A 15,221-nucleotide genomic window follows, 5' to 3' on the forward strand; every position below is an offset into this window, starting at 1 on the left:
TCAAGAAGGTCCCTCCCAAAAAGCCGGAGAACCCCCCTATGCGCGATCGCACTCGCTATCTCTACCTGGCCGTCATCGCGGCGGTCCTGCTCGGGATCCTGGTCGGCTTCATCTGGCCGGACGTGGGCAAGGAGCTCAAACCCCTCGGCACCGGTTTCGTCGCGCTGATCCAGATGGTGATCGGTCCCATCATCTTCTGCACGATCGTGCTCGGGATCGGCTCGGTGCGCCAGGCCGCCAAGGTCGGCAAGGTCGGCGGCCTCGCCCTCGGCTACTTCATCGTCATGTCCACAGTAGCGCTGGTCATCGGCCTGGTCGTGGGCAACCTCATCGACCCCGGCTCCGGGCTGCAGCTCACCGACACCGCCCGGCAGGCCGCCGAGGCGGAGGCGGCCAAGGGGGCGGACGCCAGCACGGTCGACTTCCTGCTCGGCATCATCCCCGAGACGGTGGTGTCGGCGCTGACCGACGGCTCCGTGCTGCAGGCGCTGCTGGTCGCGCTGCTGACCGGGTTCGCGCTGCAGGCCATGGGGCCCAAGGGCGCGCCGATCCTGCGCGGGGTGGAGCACTTCCAGCGGCTCGTGTTCCGCATCCTCGCCATGATCATGTGGGCGGCGCCGGTGGGCGCGTTCGGGGCGATCGCGGCCGTCGTGGGCGCCACCGGCATCGAGGCGCTCAAGAGCCTGGCCATCATCATGGTCGCCTTCTACGTGACCTGCGTGCTGTTCGTCGGCGTGGTGCTGGGCACGATCCTGTGGCTGGTCGCCCGGATCAACCTGTGGTCGCTGCTGCGCTACCTGGGCCGCGAGTTCCTGCTCATCCTGTCCACGTCGTCGTCGGAGACGGCCCTGCCCAGGCTCATCGCCAAGATGGAGCACCTGGGCGTGAGCAAGACCGTGGCGGGCATCACCGTGCCGACCGGCTACTCCTTCAACCTCGACGGCACCGCGATCTACCTGACCATGGCCACGCTGTTCATCGCCACCGCCACGGGGTCGCCGCTGGAGTTCGGGGAGCAGGTGGCGCTGCTGCTGTTCATGATGATCGCGTCCAAGGGCGCGGCGGGCGTGACCGGGGCGGGGCTGGCCACGCTGGCCGGCGGCCTGCAGGCGCACCGGCCCGAGCTGGTGGACGGCGTGGGCCTCATCGTGGGCATCGACCGGTTCATGTCCGAGGCCAGGGCGCTGACGAACTTCGCCGGCAACGCCGTGGCCACCGTACTCGTCGGCACCTGGACCGGGGAGTTCGACCGGGAGCGGGCCGACCGCGTGCTGGCCGGGCAGGCGCCGTTCGACGAGGCCACGCTGCTGGACGACGACGACGCCGGGACCGGGACCGGCGGGGACACGGGCGACGAACCGCGCGAACCCGCCGAGCAGATGTCCCCCGCCTGACGCCCCGCAACCGCCGCCCGGCCCTCTTCCTGACGCCCCCGCAACGGCGGCCCGGCCCCTTCGGCCCGGCCCCTTCCTAAAGCCCCCGCAACGGCCGCCCGGCCCCCTGCCTGACGGCCCCCGTTACCGCCACCCGGCCCCCTGCCCGACGGCCGCCCCAGGACCGGCTGCGACGGGCCTCCCCTGCTGGAGGCCCCATCGCCGCCGCTCCGGCTCTCCCCGCCGAGAGGCGGCCCGCTCCTCATCAAGACCCCAGCCGAAGTGCGGTGGGAGAGAGCCTGTGGTTGGGGCGATGGGCCGAAGCGGTGGGGAGAGGACCGTGTGGGGCGGGTCAGAGGGCGTGCGGCCGATCAGCGCCCGGTTCGCCCTGGGACGGCGAAATGCCGGAAGCTGGAAATGGCCGGTCAGACGGCCGGAAGGCGCAGGACGAACCTGGCGCCTCCCCTGAAGTCCTCCACGCAGATCTGGCCGCGGTGCGCCATCGCCACGTCCCGCGCGATGGCCAGGCCCAGCCCGGTGCCGCCGGCGTCGCGGCTGCGGGCGGCGTCCAGGCGGGTGAAGCGCTCGAAGATGCGCTCGCGGTCCTCCTCGGCGATCTCCATGCCGTCGTTCTCGACCGCCAGCACCGCCGTGCCGCCGCCGGCCCTGTGGCCGTCCCTGTGGCCGTCCCTGTGGCCGTCTCTGTGGCCGTCTCTGGGGGTCTCTCTGTGCCCATCCCTGGTGCCCTCCTTGGAGACTTCCCGGGAGACCGTGACCCGGACCGTGTGCTCGGCGTGCCGCTGGGCGTTGTCCAGCAGGTTCGTCAGGACCCGGGCCAGCTGCAGGCGTACGCCCTCGACCACCACCCCCTGGGCCAGGTCCACGCGCACGGGGATCTTGTCGCTGCGCACCGCGAGTTCCTGGCGCACCAGATCGGCCAGGTCGATGCGCTCCTTGGCCATGTCCACCCGGGAGCCGATCCTGGCCAGCAGCAGCAGGTCCGTGATGATCGCCTCCAGCCGGTCGGTGTCCCGCAGCGCGCTCTCGACCAGCGCCTCCATGTCGGTGTCGTCCGGGTAGAGCTGGGCGCTCTCCAGCTGGGCCCGCAGGCCGGCGATCGGGGTGCGCAGCTCGTGCGAGGCGTCGGAGGCGAACTGGCGCTGCTGCTGGGCGGAACGTTCCAGCCGGGCCAGCGTGCCGTTGACGGCGCGGGCCAGCTGGGCCACCTCGTCGTCGCCCGGCGGCTGCGAGACGCGGTGGCTGAGGTCGCCGGCGTGCACGGCGTCCAGCTCGGCGCGCATGGTCGCCACCGGTCTCAGCGCCCGGCCGGTGACCAGCCACGTCGCCCACGCGGCCAGCGCGATGAGCAGGGCGACCTCGGCGAGCACGATGGCCTCGAGGGTCCGGCCGGCCAGCGCGTCGGGCGTGCTGCGGCCGGCGTAGACGATGGGGGAGTCGGAGTACATGGACACCCGCACCGCCGACAGGTGCACGCACTCGGTGGGCAGGCAGCTGGTGGTGTTGACCACCCGGTTCTCCGTGGTGGGGCGCACGTCGCTGAGCGGAGGCAGGTTCCTGGCCGCGTCACTGGTGGCCAGGAACCGCCCGTCGGGCCCGACGATCTGGATCAGGTCCACCGAGGGGTCGGGCAGCGGGATGGAGGCGCCCATGGGCAGGGCGCCCCCGCGCATCTCGTACGCGATCCGCTCGGCCGTGTCCCTGGTGGCGTTGTAGACGCTGGCGGCGATCAGGGCCCGCGCGGTGAGGATGCCGCCGATGGCCACGGGGATCAGCACGAGGGCCGCTACAGCCGTCGCGATGAGGGTGACGCGTCCGCGCAGGGACCTGGCCCACCAGGGTGCCACTCCCCGAGGTTACCGAGCGTGATTGCTGCCGTTTGTCGGGTATTTGCCGGGTAGAGGGAAAGATTCCGCCAATCGTCAGCGCTGCAGCCAGATCGTGGTGTCGGGCGGGAGGGTGCCGTCGGCCGCCGGCGGGCCGCTGGACAGCAGCACCTCGCCGGCCACGTCGAGCCGCACCGGCTCCTCACCGGTGTTCAGCACCACGACCAGCCCGGGGTCGCGCTCGATGGCCAGCACGTCCTTGGGGGAGTCGAGCCACGTCAGCGTGCCGCCGCCGAGCGCCGGGTGCCGCTTGCGCAGCTTCAGCGCGGCCCGGTAGAGGTTCAGCGTGGAGGCGGGGTCGTCCTCCTGGGCCTCGGCCGACAGCGCCGACCACTCGGCCGGGATCGGCAGCCACGGGTCGCGCCAGCCCAGGCCCTCGGCGGAGATCCACGGGAGCGGCACCCGGCAGCCGTCGCGGCTGTCGCCCCGGCGCCGGAACGCCGGGTCCTGGCGCAGCTCGTCGGGCAGGTCGAGCACCTCGGGCAGGCCGAGCTCCTCTCCGTTGTAGAGGTAGGCCGAGCCGGGCAGGGCCAGCATGAGCAGGGTGGCCGCCCGGGCGCGGGCCAGGCCGCCGTGCCGGGTGACGTGGCGCGGCTTGTCGTGGTTGGACAGCACCCACGTGGTGGGCGCGCCGACCAGCTCGGCCTCCTTCAGGGACTTCTCGATCACGTTGCGGAACGACTTGGCGTGGAAGTCCGCCATCATGAACTCGAAGTTGAACGCCTGGTGCAGCTCGTCCGGGCCAACATAGCGGGCCAGGCGCTCGGGCGAGGACACCCACGCCTCGGCCACCGCCATCCGCCCGCCCGGGTAGGAGTCGAGGATCGGCCGCCACTCGCGGTAGATGTCGTGCACGCCGTCCTGGTCGAAGTAGGGCACCTGCTCGTCGCCCAGCATCTCGGCCTGGGGGCCGTCCTTCTGCCCCACGTCGGGCAGGCCCGCGGCCTTGATCATGCCGTGCGCCACGTCGATCCGGAAGCCGTCCACGCCCCGGTCGAGCCAGAAGCGCAGGATGTCGCGGAACTCGGCGCGCACCTCCGGGTTGTCCCAGTTGAGGTCCGGCTGCTCGGGGGCGAACAGGTGCAGGTACCACTGCCCGTCCTCGACCTGCGTCCACGCCGGGCCGCCGAAGATCGACTCCCAGTCGTTGGGCCGGTCGCGGAAGACGTAACGGTCGCGCAGGCCGGCCTTGAACCAGGGGTGCTGGTCGGAGGAGTGGTTCGGCACCAGGTCCACGATGACCCTGATGCCCTTGGCGTGCGCGTCGGCGACGAGCGCGTCGAAGTCGGGGAGCGAGCCGAACATCGGGTCCACGTCCCGGTAGTCGGCCACGTCGTAGCCGCCGTCGGCCATGGGGGAGGTGTAGAAGGGGCTCAGCCAGATGGCGTCCACGCCCAGCTCGGACAGATAGTCCAGGCGCTCGCGCACGCCTGCGAGGTCGCCAACGCCGTCGCCGTTGGCGTCGGCGAAGCTTCGCGGGTAGACCTGGTACACAACGGCGTCGCGCCACCAGTCGTCGTTGCCGAGCATGGTTGTCCTTCCCCCGGATGACCCGAGATGTCGGGTGATGTTCTGTGAAGGATGTCGCGATCGCCCGCCCATGGTCAAGTGCAAGTTTCGGAAAGTTGCAGATCCCTCCGCAACCGCCGGGATGGGTTGCCCGCCAGGTCAGGCAAGCTGGGCAGGGTGTGGATCAGGTAACGCTCTTTCGCAAGTTCTTCCAATTCTTGCAAAGAGCCGCTAACGTCCCGGAAACGTTCAAGCTTTCCTCTGACGGCGGCGCGTGTCGCGCCGCCGTTCCTCCGTGACCTCAGGAGGTCCCCCATGCGCATGCGGGCTCTGGGTGTGGCAGCCCTCGCCACCCTCGCGGTCGCCGCGACGGCGTGCGGCAGTTCCCAGTCGGCGGCACCGGCGGCACCCAGTGCGTCAGCCTCCGCCCCCACCGCGGCGGCCGGCGGCGGCACGCTCGTGATCTGGGCGGACCCCAGCCGGGTCCAGCCGCTCAAACCCTTCGCGGACCAGTTCGGCACCGAGAACGGCGTGACCGTGGAGGTGAAGGAGATCAGCAAGGACAACCAGATGACCTTCCTGACCGCCTCCCAGCAGGGCAGCGGGCCGGACATCATGATCGGCGCGCACGACTGGATCGGCAACCTGGTGCAGAACGGCGCCATCGACCCGGTCACGCTGACCGAGGAGCAGAAGGCGGCTTTTTCCCCGAAGGCGATCCAGGCGGTGACGTTCAACGGCCAGATCTACGGGGCCCCGTACGCGGTCGAGAACATCGCCCTGATCCGCAACACCGAGCTCGCCCCCGACGCGCCCGCCACGATCGAGGACATGATCGAGAAGGGCACGGAGCTCAAGAAGGACGGCAAGGTCAAGGAGGTGCTCTGCATCCCCGTCGGCCAGAAGGGCGACGCCTTCCACGTCTATCCGATGTTCGCCTCCGGCGGCGGCGCGCTGTTCGGCGCCACGGCCACCGGCGACCCCGACCCGAAGCAGGTGCTGCTCGGCTCGCCGGACTCGGTCAAGGCGTTCGAGAAGCTCAAGGCGCTCGGCGAGAAGGGTGACGGCGCCCTGCGCACCTCGCTGACCAACGAGAACTACATCGTCAACTTCGCCGGCGGCAAGTGCGCCTACCTCGTCTCCGGCCCGTGGGCGATCAGCGAGGTCAAGAAGGGCGGCATCACGTACGACATCACGGCCGTCCCGTCGTTCAAGGACGGCAAGCCCGCCACCCCCTTCGTCGGCGTGCAGAGCTTCTTCGTCGCCTCCAAGGGCAAGAACAAGGCCCTGGCCCAGGAGTTCGTCGCCAACTACGTGACCGACAAGGACGTCGCCAAGGCGCTCTACGACGCCGACCCGCGGCCTCCGGCGCTGACCGCCGCCCTCCAGGAGGTCCAGGCGAGCGACCCTGACGCGGCCAAGTTCATGGAGGCCGGCAAGGACGGCATGCCCATGCCCGCCATCCCCGAGATGGCCGCCATCTGGGAGCCGTTCGGCATCGCGGAGACGGCCGTGGTCAAGGGCGGCGACGCGGCCAAGGCCGCCGCGGCGGCGCAGAAGGCCATCGACGGCTCGCTCAAGAACTGACGTCATGGCTCTGGACGTGCGTGAGGCACCCAGAGAGGGCGCGGGGCCGGCCGAGCCGGCTCCGCGGCCCCGCCGGGAGATCACCACGGCGTTCGTGGTGAGCAGGATCGCGGTGCTGGCCGTGGCCGCCGCGATCCTGCTCTACGCCGTGCCGCCGCTGGCCGCCGCCGGGTCGTGGGTCTCGCTGGGGCTGCTGTGCGCGGTGAGCGCGCTCATCGCCTACCTCTACCTGACCCGGCGTTTCATCCCGGTCAAGTACCTCGTTCCCGGCACCGTCTTCCTGCTCGCCTTCCAGGTGTTCCCGGTCGTCTACACGGTGACCACCGCGTTCACGAACTTCGGCGACGGGCACCGCGGCGACAAGGCCGCCGCGATCACCGCCATCGAGACCGGCTCGGTCCGGCAGGCGCCCGGCTCGCCCGAGTACTCCCTGACCGTGGCGCTGCGCGGTGAGGAGCTGGTGTTCCTGCTGGTGGACCCGGCGACCAAGCAGGTTTCGCTGGGGACCGCCGACGGGCTCTCGCGGCTGGACGGCGCGCAGGTCGGCGTCACGGGCAAGGTGCTGAGCGCGCCCGGGCTGACCGTGCTCAAGGCGCCCCAGGCGGCCGCCCGCGGGCCGGAGGTCTCCGCGCTGGCCGTCCCGACCGGCGACGGCCTGATCAAGGCGAACGGGCTCAGCCGGGCCGTCGAGGGCAAGGCGGCCCTGGTGTACGACGCCGGCTGCGACTGCGTACGCGGCGAGGGCGACACCTGGACGGCCGACGAGGGGCAGGGCTACTTCGTCAACGCCAAGGGCGAGCACCTGGCACAGGGCTGGCAGGTCAACGTCGGCCTGGACAACTTCTCCCGCGTGCTGACAAATCCCACTATTTCGGGATACTTCGCGGGGGTGCTGGGCTGGAACATCTTCTTCGCCCTGGTCTCCGTGCTCGGCACGTTCGGGCTCGGCATGTCGGTGGCCCTGGCGCTGCACCATCCGCGCATGCGCGGCACCCGGTTCTACCGGATCGCGCTGATCCTGCCGTACGCGATGCCCGCCTTCGCCATGCTGCTGGTCTGGCGCGACATGTTCAACCGCGACTTCGGCCTGATCAACCAGCTGCTCGGCGTCAACATCGACTGGCTCGGCGAGCTGGGCACCGCCCGGTTCGGGGTCATCCTGGTCAACCTGTGGCTCGGCTTCCCGTACATGTTCCTGGTCACCACCGGCGCGCTGCAGGCCATCCCGCGCGAGCTGACCGAGGCGGCCGCCATCGACGGGGCCACGCCGTGGCGGGCGTTCCGCCGGGTGACGCTGCCGCTGCTGCTCGTCGCCCTCACACCGCTGCTGATCTCGTCGTTCGCCTACAACTTCAACAACTTCAACGCCATCGCGCTCACCACCGACGGCGGCCCGTTCCCCGCGGAGAACCCGCAGGTGGGCGGCACCGACCTGCTCATCACCTACACGTTCAGGCTGGCGTTCGGTGCGGGCGGCGCGCAGTTCGGCTTCGCGGCGGCGATCTCGGTGTTCATCTTCACCATCGTGGCCGTCATCTCGGCCGTGGCGTTCCGGCGCACCCGCAAGCAGGAGGAGATCTACGCGTGAGGATGACGCTACGGCACGTCTACGTGCTCATCGTGTGCGCGTTCGCGGTGTTCCCGATCCTGTTCGTGCTCTCCGCCGCGATCAACCCGATGGGCACGCTGGCCTCCACGGACCTGCTGCCCACCGGCGCGAGCCTGAACAACTTCGCCAACCTGCTGACCTCCGACACCTACCCGTTCGCCCGCTGGTTCTTCAACTCGGTCTTCATCGCCCTGGTGTCGTCGTTCGCCAGCCTGCTGCTGTCGATGCTGGCCGCGTACGCCTTCAGCCGCATGCGCTTCGCCGGGCGGCGCGTCGGCCTGCTGGCGCTGCTGCTCATCCAGATGTTCCCGCAGTTCCTCGCCATCGTGACGATCTTCATGATCTTCACCGAGGTGACCGAGCTCTACCCGGCCTTCGGCTTCAACACCGTCTGGGGGCTCCTGCTGCTCTACCTCGGCGGCGCGCTCGGCGTGAACACCTGGCTGATGAAGGGCTTCCTCGACACGGTGCCCAAGGAGCTGGACGAGGCCGCCACCGTGGACGGCGCCACCCACGCCCAGATCTTCTGGCGCGTCATCATGCCGCTGGTCACGCCCATCCTCGCGGTCACCGCGCTGCTGGCGTTCATCGGCACGATGAGCGAGTTCCTCATGGCCAACGTGTTCCTGCGCGACCCGGAGAGCAAGACGCTCGCCGTCGGCATGTACGGCATGATCGCCGGCGACCACCGCAACGCGAACTTCGGCATGTTCGCCGCGGCCACGCTGATCACCGCCGTTCCCACGGTCGGTGTGTTCCTCTGGTTGCAGAAGTACATCGTCTCCGGGCTCACCGCCGGAGCTGTCAAGGGATAGGTGCATGCGCTATCTGGGGGAGCCGCATCACGACGGCTCAGCTCTGTATGTCTCCGACCAGCGGCCCGAGCTCGGCTCGCGGGTGACGCTCTGGCTGCGGGCGCCGCTGGCCGCGGGGGTCACCGGCGTGCACGTGCGCGCGGTGCACGACGGGGAGCCGCGCTACTTCGAGGCGTCCCCGGACCCCACGCGCCGGGACGCGGGCGGGTACGGCCGCACCGACGTCTGGTGGCGGGCCGAGATCACCGCGGTCAACCCCGTCACCCCGTACCGCTTCCTGCTGCGCACCGGGAACGGGCACTCCTGGCTGACCGCGGCCGGGCTGTCCAGCCACGACCTCACCGACGCCGGCGACTTCCGCCTGGTCTGCCACCAGGCGCCGCCGTCGTGGATGCCGGACGCGATCGTCTACCAGATCTTCCCCGACCGCTTCGACCGCTCCGGGCCCATGCCCGACGTGCCCGACTGGGCGATGCCGCGCGACTGGGACCGCGACCCGGTGATCGCCACCGGGCACGGCACCTCGCAGCAGTTCTACGGCGGCGACCTCGACGGCATCGTGCGGCGGCTGGACCACGTCCAGAGCCTCGGCGTCGACACCGTCTACCTGACGCCGTTCTTCCCCGCCCGCTCCAACCACCGCTACGACGCCTCGAACTTCGGGCACGTGGACCCGCTGCTCGGCGGCGACGACGCCCTGCACCGCCTGTCCGGCGCGCTGCGCGACCGGGGCATGCGGCTGCTCGGCGACATCACCACCAACCACTGCGGCGACGCGCACGAATGGTTCACCGCGGCCGTCTCCGACGTGAACGCCCCCGAGCGCGAGATGTTCTACTTCGACCCCGAGACCGGTGACTACGAGTCCTGGTGGGGGTTCAAGACGCTGCCCAAGCTCAACTGGGGCAGCGAGCTGGTGCGCTCCAGCATGACGGCGGTGCTGAAGAGGTGGCTCGGCCCGCTGGACGGCTGGCGGGTGGACGTGGCCAACATGACCGGCAGGCGCGGGGGCGACGACTACGCCCACGAGGTCGCCGCCCTGCTGCGGGCCCAGCTCGGCCCCGAGGCCGCCTTCATCGCCGAGCACAACCACGACGCCACCCGCGACCTCGACCGCGACGGCTGGCACGGCACCATGAACTACGGCGGCTTCACCCGGCCCGTCTGGGCCTGGTTGCGCGACCCCGACCTGGACCTGGAGCACTTCCTCGGTGCCCCGGGCGGCGTGCCGGAGCGCGACGGCCGGGCCACGCTGGCCGCGTTCCGGTCGTTCGCCTCGCAGATGTCGTGGCGCTCGCTCGTGCACTCCTGGCAGCTCCTCGACTCGCACGACTCGCCCCGCATCCGCACGGTGACCGGCTCGCGCGAGCGCCACCTGCTCGCGCTCGGCCTGCAGGCCACGCTGCCGGGCACGCCCATGGTCTTCGCCGGCAGCGAGTTCGGCCTGACCGGCGTGAACGGCGAGCACTCCCGCACCCCGATGCCCTGGAACCGGCCGCACGACCAGGACCTGGAGACGCTGGCCGGCTACCGGGAGCTGCTCGGGCTGCGCCGGGCCGAGCCCGCCCTGCGGCACGGCGGCCTGCGCTGGCTGCACGCCGACGCCGACTGCCTGGTCTTCGCGCGCGAGACGTACGAGGAGTCGATCCTGGTGTGCGCGCGCCGCGCGCCGGGCGAGCCGCTCGCCCTCGGCACGCACGCCACCGGCCTGTACGACGCGCCGGACGGTGACGTCATCCCCGGCGAAGGACCTTCGCTACGTGTGTGGCGCCTCACGCGTCGATGACGCTACGGTTGCCTCTGCTGATTCTCCGTCTCCCCAACTAGATAGTGGTGTGCTCGCATGAGGTTGCTCTCCGTAGCCGTTATGGCCTCGCTCCTGCCTGCCGTACCGTCCGCGGCCGCAGCCCAGACAAGCGCACAGGCGGGCACCACCTACTACGTCGACTCCAGGTCGGGCGACGACTCGGCGGCCGGCACCAGCGCGGCCGCCGCGTGGAAGTCGCTGGCCAACGTCAACGCCGCCGAGCTCAAGCCGGGCGACAGCGTCTCCTTCAAGCGGGGCAGCTCCTTCACCGGGCCGCTCACGCTGGAGGCCAACGGCACCGCCGCCCGGCCCATCGTCGTCCGGGCCTACGGCAGCGGCGCGCTCGCCAAGATCAGCGGTGGCGAGGCCGACTGCGTGGTCGTCAAGGGCAACCACTGGCGCATCAGCGGCCTGCGCGCCTCCGGCTGCCGCTGGTCCGGCTTCGAGGTCGGCGGCGACTCCAACGAGCTGGCCGGCGTGCAGGCCGACCGCAACATCGCCGGCGTGTTCGTCACGCCGTCCGGCTCGCGCAACACCATCCGCGACAGCGTCCTGACCGACAACAACCGGATGAGCGTCAACGACGACGGCGGCGACAACGACTCCGGCGCCTTCGGCGTGCTCCTCAACGGCGACGACAACGTGGTGACCGGCAACACCATCACCGGCAGCTTCGCCAAGAGCGAGGACTACGGCACCGACGGCGCCGCCGTGGAGATCTTCAACGGCGACCGCAACCGGGTCACCCACAACACCTCCCGGAACAACGAGACGTTCACCGAGCTCGGCGCCCAGAAGGGCAAGACCGCGACCGGCAACCTCTTCGCCTTCAACGTCGTCACCTCCTCGCGCAGCCGCGGCTCCTTCCTCATCACCCGCGGCCCGCGCCACATCGTCGGCCCGGTCAAGGGCACCGTCGCCGTGCACAACTCGGTCTATCTGCCGGCCGCCGACACCATCGGCTGGTCCTGCCACGACGGGTGCTCGCCGTCGATCCTGAGACTGCGCAACAACGTGATCCTGGTGGGCGGGGAGGCGGGCTGGGAGGACGGCGCGGGCGCCGACGAGGCCGGCAGCGTGTACAAGGGCCGCACGGCCAGGTTCAAGCTCGGGCCCAAGTCGGTCATGGCCGACCCGAAGTTCGTCTCCCGCACGGACCTGCGCCTGCGCCCCGGCTCCCCGGCGCTGGGTCGCGGCGTGTCCCTCACCGCCCGGTGGTACGGCGGCAAGGCCTTCGCCAAGGACCTCGCGGGCAAGCCCCTGGCCGGTTCCCCGGACGCCGGGGCGTACCAGCACTGAGACGTGTCTAGAGTGGTCAGCGTGGTTCCAGAGGTTCCTGAAGATCTTCGCCGGCCGCTGGTGCGGCAGCTCGCCGAGTCCGACGCCCCCCGCCACTACTGGCACATGGGCGACGACGACGGGCGCGCCTGGCTGTTCGAGAGCGTCGAGGGCGACGGCGAGCACTGGGCCGTCCGGCAGGTCGAGGTGGGCGCCGACCGCGCCGCCCGCCGCTACTGGTGGCGGCACCTGCACGACGGGCAGGGCTTCCTCACCGACCAGCCGCTGGAGATCTGGGAGCTGACCGAGATCACCCCGGCTGCGTTCGAGGCCGTCTGGGAGGCGGCGGGCTGAGGCGATCCGCCGGGAGAGCCGGTCGAATCCGGGGCCGCCTGTTCGACGCGTTGGTGACAGACCAGCGCAGAGCACCGGAAAGGAAGGGACCCAGTGGACTGGAAGCTCGAGGTGGTGTCGATCCCGGTGGCCGACGTGGAGAAGGCGAAGCAGTTCTACAGTGAGCAGCTCGGGTTCGTGGTGGACCACGACACCCGGATCAGCCCCGGCGCGCGGATCGTGCAGCTCACCCCGCGCGGGTCGGCCTGCTCGATCGTCATCGGCGCGCCCGCAGGGGGCGCCGTGCGGGGGCTGCAGCTCGTGGTGCCCGACATCGACGCCGCGCGGGCCGAGCTGGCCGGGCGCGGCGTCGAGGTCAGCGACGTCAAGCACTACGAGAAGGACGGCACCCTGGCCGACGGCAAGGGCGGCCGGTGGAACTCGTTCGTGTTCTTCAACGATCTCGACGGGAACGGATGGGTGCTGCAGGAACGCCCTAGCGGGGAGTGAGCGCGGGGTAGAGGAGCTCAAGGCCGCCCGACAGGGCGGCCTTGACGTCCCGGCTGACGCCGTCGGCCAGGACCTCGTACGCGCCCTGCTCCAGGCCGTCGAGCGCCTGCGCGACCACGTCGTCCGGGCTGACCTTGGGGTCGGTGACGCCGGCGGCCATGTCGGTGTCGATGTAGCCGGCGTGCACGCCGAGCACGTGGGTGCCCTGCTCGCGCAGCTCCACCCGCAGCGCGTTCGTCAGCGACCAGGCCGCCGCCTTGGCCGCCGAGTACGTGCGCACGTGCGGGAACGTCACCCACGACAGCACCGACAGCACGTTCACCAGGGCCCCGCCACCGTTGCGGGCCAGCACGGGCGCGAACGCGTCGCTCATGGCGAGCGTGCCGAAGTAGTTGACCTCCATCTCCGCGCGGGCCGATTCCTGGCCGGGGCCGTACGGCAGGAGGACGCCCGCGTTGTTGATCAGGAGGTCCACGTCGGTGCAGCGCCCGGCCGCGGCCGTCACGGCGGCCGGGTCGGTGATGTCGAGCGCGATGGGCGTGAGGTCCGGGTCGGTGACGGTGTCCGGGTTCCTGGCGGCGGCGTACACGGTGCGGGCGCCGCGCTCCAGGAGGGCGCGGGCGAAGACGGCGCCGAGGCCGCGGTTCGCGCCGGTGACGAGGGCGGTGCTGCCGGAGATCTTCATGAGGTGTGCTCCAGGATGAGGGCGTTGGCCAGGCCGCCCGCCTCGCACATGGTCTGCAGTGCGTAGCGGGCGCCGTGCTCGCGCATGGCGTGGACGAGGGTGGTGGTGATGCGGGCGCCGCTGGCGCCCAGGGGGTGGCCGAGGGCGATGGCGCCGCCCTTGACGTTGACCTTGGCGGGGTCGGCGCCGGTCTCCTGCTGCCAGGCTAGTACGACGCTGGCGAACGCCTCGTTGACCTCGAACAGGTCGATGTCGGCCAGCCGGAGCCCGGCGCGGCGCAGGACCTTCTCCGTGGCCGGGATCACGCCGGTGAGCATGAGGACCGGGTCGGAGCCCGTGACGGCGAAGCTGTGCAGCCGGGCCAGCGGCTTCAGGCCGAGGCGGGCCGCCGTCTCCGAGGTGGTGACGAGCACCGCCGCGGCCCCGTCGTTGATCGGGCTGGAGTTGCCCGCCGTGACGGACCAGGAGATCTGCGGGAACCGCTCGGCGTAGCCGGGGTCGGCGAAGGCGGGCCGGAGCCCGGCGAGGATCTCCCCGGTGGTGGACGGCCGTACCGACTCGTCGTGGTCGAGGCCCGCCAGGGGCGCGAGCTCTGCGGCGAAGGACGCGGCGGCGGCCTTGGCGTGCGAGCGCGCGGAGAACGCGTCGAGCTGCTCGCGGCCGAGCGACCACTTGGCGGCGATCAGCTCGGCGCTGATGCCCTGCGGCACCAGGCCCTCCGGGTAGCGGGCGGCCAGGGCGGGGCCGAACGGGTCGGCTCCGGCGGGCACGTTCGACCACATGGGCACGCGGCTCATCGACTCCACGCCACATGCCACGACCAGGTCGTACGCGCCGGATAAGACCCCCTGGGCGGCGAAGTGCACGGCCTGCTGGGACGAGCCGCACTGCCGGTCGACGGTGACCGCGGGCACCGAGTCCGGCAGGCCGGCCGCCAGCCAGGCGTAGCGGGTGGTGTTCATGGCCTGCTCGCCCACCTGGTCGACGCAGCCGCCGATCACGTCGTCCACCAGGGACGGGTCGATCCCGCTGCGCTCGACCAGCGTGCTCAGGGCGTGGGCGAGCAGGTCGACCGGGTGGACCCCGGACAGGGCCCCGCCGGGCTTGCCCTTGCCGATCGGGGTGCGTACGGCCTCCACGATGACGGCGTCACGCATCGCGGCCCCTCCTTGTCAGTTGGAAAACCAAACCCACTCTAGGTGAGTTGGATTTTCCAACGCAACTCTCAGCTGGAGAAACCCGCCAATCCATGGATGATCAGCCGGATGGCCGTGTCGAAGTCGCGGCTGATCTCGTCCGGGTCGTCCGGGAGGTGGCCGCGCGTCTCGGCGACGACGAAGCCTGTCACGAACGCGTGCAGCACGTCGCTCGTGCGCCGCAGCTCCGACTCCGGCACCCCCGCCAGCCGCAGGATGCGATAGAGCGCCTGCCAGATGGACATCTGCCGATCCGCGACGGCCTCCGGATGGTTCTGCAGGTAGGTCCACAGGCTCTGGTGCGCCCGCACGTGCCGGTAGTAGGCCAGGGCCAGCTCCCTGAGCTGCTCCTGCCAGGGCGAGCCGTCGTCCGGCGGCAGCTGGACGTGGTGGGCCGCCGTGGCGCAGATCAGGCCGATCAGCGCCTCCTTGCTCGCGACGTGGTGATAGAGCGACATCGGGTTGACGTTCAGCTCGGCCGCCAGCTTGCGCATGGACAGCCCCTCCATGCCGCCCTCGTCTATCAGGCGCAATGCCACGGAGCTGATCTCTTCGAGAGTCAGGGGTGCGCCCCTGCGCGCGCTCACTGCCATACACCGTATGGTAGCGTCAGCC

The 15,221-nt window shown here is 70.9% G+C and carries 13 protein-coding genes; 8 read left to right on the top strand and 5 right to left on the bottom strand.

Features of this window, described 5'->3' with window-relative positions:
- Positions 1 to 38: 38 nt before the first annotated feature.
- Positions 39 to 1,394, top strand: a complete 1,356-nt coding sequence (locus AB0J69_RS03150) for a cation:dicarboxylase symporter family transporter (RefSeq protein ID WP_364112266.1) — start codon at positions 39 to 41, stop codon at positions 1,392 to 1,394.
- A gap of 404 nt (positions 1,395 to 1,798) precedes the next feature.
- Here the strand turns inward: AB0J69_RS03150 and AB0J69_RS03155 are convergent, their stop codons facing one another.
- Both AB0J69_RS03155 and AB0J69_RS03160 read right to left on the bottom strand, forming a co-directional pair.
- Positions 1,799 to 3,238 (bottom strand): HAMP domain-containing sensor histidine kinase, encoded by a 1,440-nt coding sequence (locus AB0J69_RS03155; protein ID WP_364112268.1) that lies wholly within the window; start codon positions 3,236 to 3,238, stop codon positions 1,799 to 1,801.
- A 75-nt stretch (positions 3,239 to 3,313) separates the two neighbouring features.
- Positions 3,314 to 4,807 (bottom strand): glycoside hydrolase family 13 protein, encoded by a 1,494-nt coding sequence (locus AB0J69_RS03160; RefSeq protein ID WP_364112270.1) that lies wholly within the window; start codon positions 4,805 to 4,807, stop codon positions 3,314 to 3,316.
- 294 nt (positions 4,808 to 5,101) lie between these two features.
- Between AB0J69_RS03160 and AB0J69_RS03165 the strand changes: the two genes are divergently transcribed.
- The 7 genes from AB0J69_RS03165 to AB0J69_RS03195 all read left to right on the top strand — a co-directional run bounded on the left by AB0J69_RS03165 (position 5,102) and on the right by AB0J69_RS03195 (position 12,725).
- A complete protein-coding gene (locus tag AB0J69_RS03165) occupies positions 5,102 to 6,373 on the top strand; it encodes a maltose ABC transporter substrate-binding protein (protein ID WP_364112272.1) in 1,272 nt (423 codons plus the stop codon).
- A 4-nt stretch (positions 6,374 to 6,377) separates the two neighbouring features.
- Complete coding sequence (locus tag AB0J69_RS03170; protein ID WP_364112274.1) at positions 6,378 to 7,961, top strand: ABC transporter permease subunit; 1,584 nt, start codon at positions 6,378 to 6,380, stop codon at positions 7,959 to 7,961.
- Positions 7,962 to 7,963: 2 nt separating this feature from the next.
- Positions 7,964 to 8,797, top strand: a complete 834-nt coding sequence (locus tag AB0J69_RS03175) for a sugar ABC transporter permease (protein WP_364112442.1) — start codon at positions 7,964 to 7,966, stop codon at positions 8,795 to 8,797.
- Between the two features lie 4 nt (positions 8,798 to 8,801).
- Entirely contained in the window at positions 8,802 to 10,583 is a 1,782-nt protein-coding gene (locus AB0J69_RS03180) for a glycoside hydrolase family 13 protein (protein ID WP_364112276.1), read from the top strand.
- An 81-nt stretch (positions 10,584 to 10,664) separates the two neighbouring features.
- The gene (locus AB0J69_RS03185) at positions 10,665 to 11,903 is read left to right on the top strand and encodes a right-handed parallel beta-helix repeat-containing protein (RefSeq protein ID WP_364112278.1); all 1,239 of its coding nucleotides are present in this window, start codon (positions 10,665 to 10,667) and stop codon (positions 11,901 to 11,903) included.
- A gap of 21 nt (positions 11,904 to 11,924) precedes the next feature.
- Positions 11,925 to 12,236 carry a hypothetical protein gene (locus tag AB0J69_RS03190; RefSeq protein WP_364112280.1) on the top strand — a complete coding sequence of 104 codons (312 nt, stop codon included), beginning with the start codon at positions 11,925 to 11,927 and terminating at the stop codon, positions 12,234 to 12,236.
- 93 nt (positions 12,237 to 12,329) lie between these two features.
- Positions 12,330 to 12,725 (top strand): VOC family protein, encoded by a 396-nt coding sequence (locus AB0J69_RS03195; protein WP_364112282.1) that lies wholly within the window; start codon positions 12,330 to 12,332, stop codon positions 12,723 to 12,725.
- Here AB0J69_RS03195 and AB0J69_RS03200 read toward each other — a convergent pair.
- The 3 genes from AB0J69_RS03200 to AB0J69_RS03210 all read right to left on the bottom strand — a co-directional run bounded on the left by AB0J69_RS03200 (position 12,712) and on the right by AB0J69_RS03210 (position 15,199).
- Positions 12,712 to 13,410, bottom strand: a complete 699-nt coding sequence (locus AB0J69_RS03200; protein WP_364112284.1) for an SDR family oxidoreductase — start codon at positions 13,408 to 13,410, stop codon at positions 12,712 to 12,714. The genes AB0J69_RS03195 and AB0J69_RS03200 overlap by 14 nt on opposite strands.
- Positions 13,407 to 14,567, bottom strand: coding sequence for a thiolase family protein (locus AB0J69_RS03205; RefSeq protein WP_364112286.1), 1,161 nt, complete (start codon positions 14,565 to 14,567; stop codon positions 13,407 to 13,409). The genes AB0J69_RS03200 and AB0J69_RS03205 overlap by 4 nt, the downstream gene beginning before the upstream one ends.
- Positions 14,568 to 14,635: 68 nt before the next feature.
- Positions 14,636 to 15,199 carry a TetR/AcrR family transcriptional regulator C-terminal domain-containing protein gene (locus AB0J69_RS03210; RefSeq protein ID WP_364112288.1) on the bottom strand — a complete coding sequence of 188 codons (564 nt, stop codon included), beginning with the start codon at positions 15,197 to 15,199 and terminating at the stop codon, positions 14,636 to 14,638.
- Between the last annotated feature and the right edge of the window lie 22 nt (positions 15,200 to 15,221).

The organism is Nonomuraea sp. NPDC049709 (assembly GCF_040674815.1).
Lineage (GTDB): Bacteria > Actinomycetota > Actinomycetes > Streptosporangiales > Streptosporangiaceae > Nonomuraea.

Excerpts from the sequence above, each read along its gene's own strand:
- AB0J69_RS03180 (WP_364112276.1), top strand. The coding sequence starts at position 8,802 with ATGCGCTATCTGGGGGAGCCGCATCACGACGGCTCAGCTCTGTATGTC.
- AB0J69_RS03175 (WP_364112442.1), top strand. The coding sequence starts at position 7,964 with ATGACGCTACGGCACGTCTACGTGCTCATCGTGTGCGCGTTCGCGGTG.
- AB0J69_RS03210 (WP_364112288.1), bottom strand. The coding sequence starts at position 15,199 with ATGGCAGTGAGCGCGCGCAGGGGCGCACCCCTGACTCTCGAAGAGATC.
- AB0J69_RS03160 (WP_364112270.1), bottom strand. The coding sequence starts at position 4,807 with ATGCTCGGCAACGACGACTGGTGGCGCGACGCCGTTGTGTACCAGGTC.
- AB0J69_RS03205 (WP_364112286.1), bottom strand. The coding sequence starts at position 14,567 with ATGCGTGACGCCGTCATCGTGGAGGCCGTACGCACCCCGATCGGCAAG.
- AB0J69_RS03165 (WP_364112272.1), top strand. The coding sequence starts at position 5,102 with ATGCGCATGCGGGCTCTGGGTGTGGCAGCCCTCGCCACCCTCGCGGTC.
- AB0J69_RS03200 (WP_364112284.1), bottom strand. The coding sequence starts at position 13,410 with ATGAAGATCTCCGGCAGCACCGCCCTCGTCACCGGCGCGAACCGCGGC.
- AB0J69_RS03170 (WP_364112274.1), top strand. The coding sequence starts at position 6,378 with ATGGCTCTGGACGTGCGTGAGGCACCCAGAGAGGGCGCGGGGCCGGCC.
- AB0J69_RS03150 (WP_364112266.1), top strand. The coding sequence starts at position 39 with ATGCGCGATCGCACTCGCTATCTCTACCTGGCCGTCATCGCGGCGGTC.
- AB0J69_RS03185 (WP_364112278.1), top strand. The coding sequence starts at position 10,665 with ATGGCCTCGCTCCTGCCTGCCGTACCGTCCGCGGCCGCAGCCCAGACA.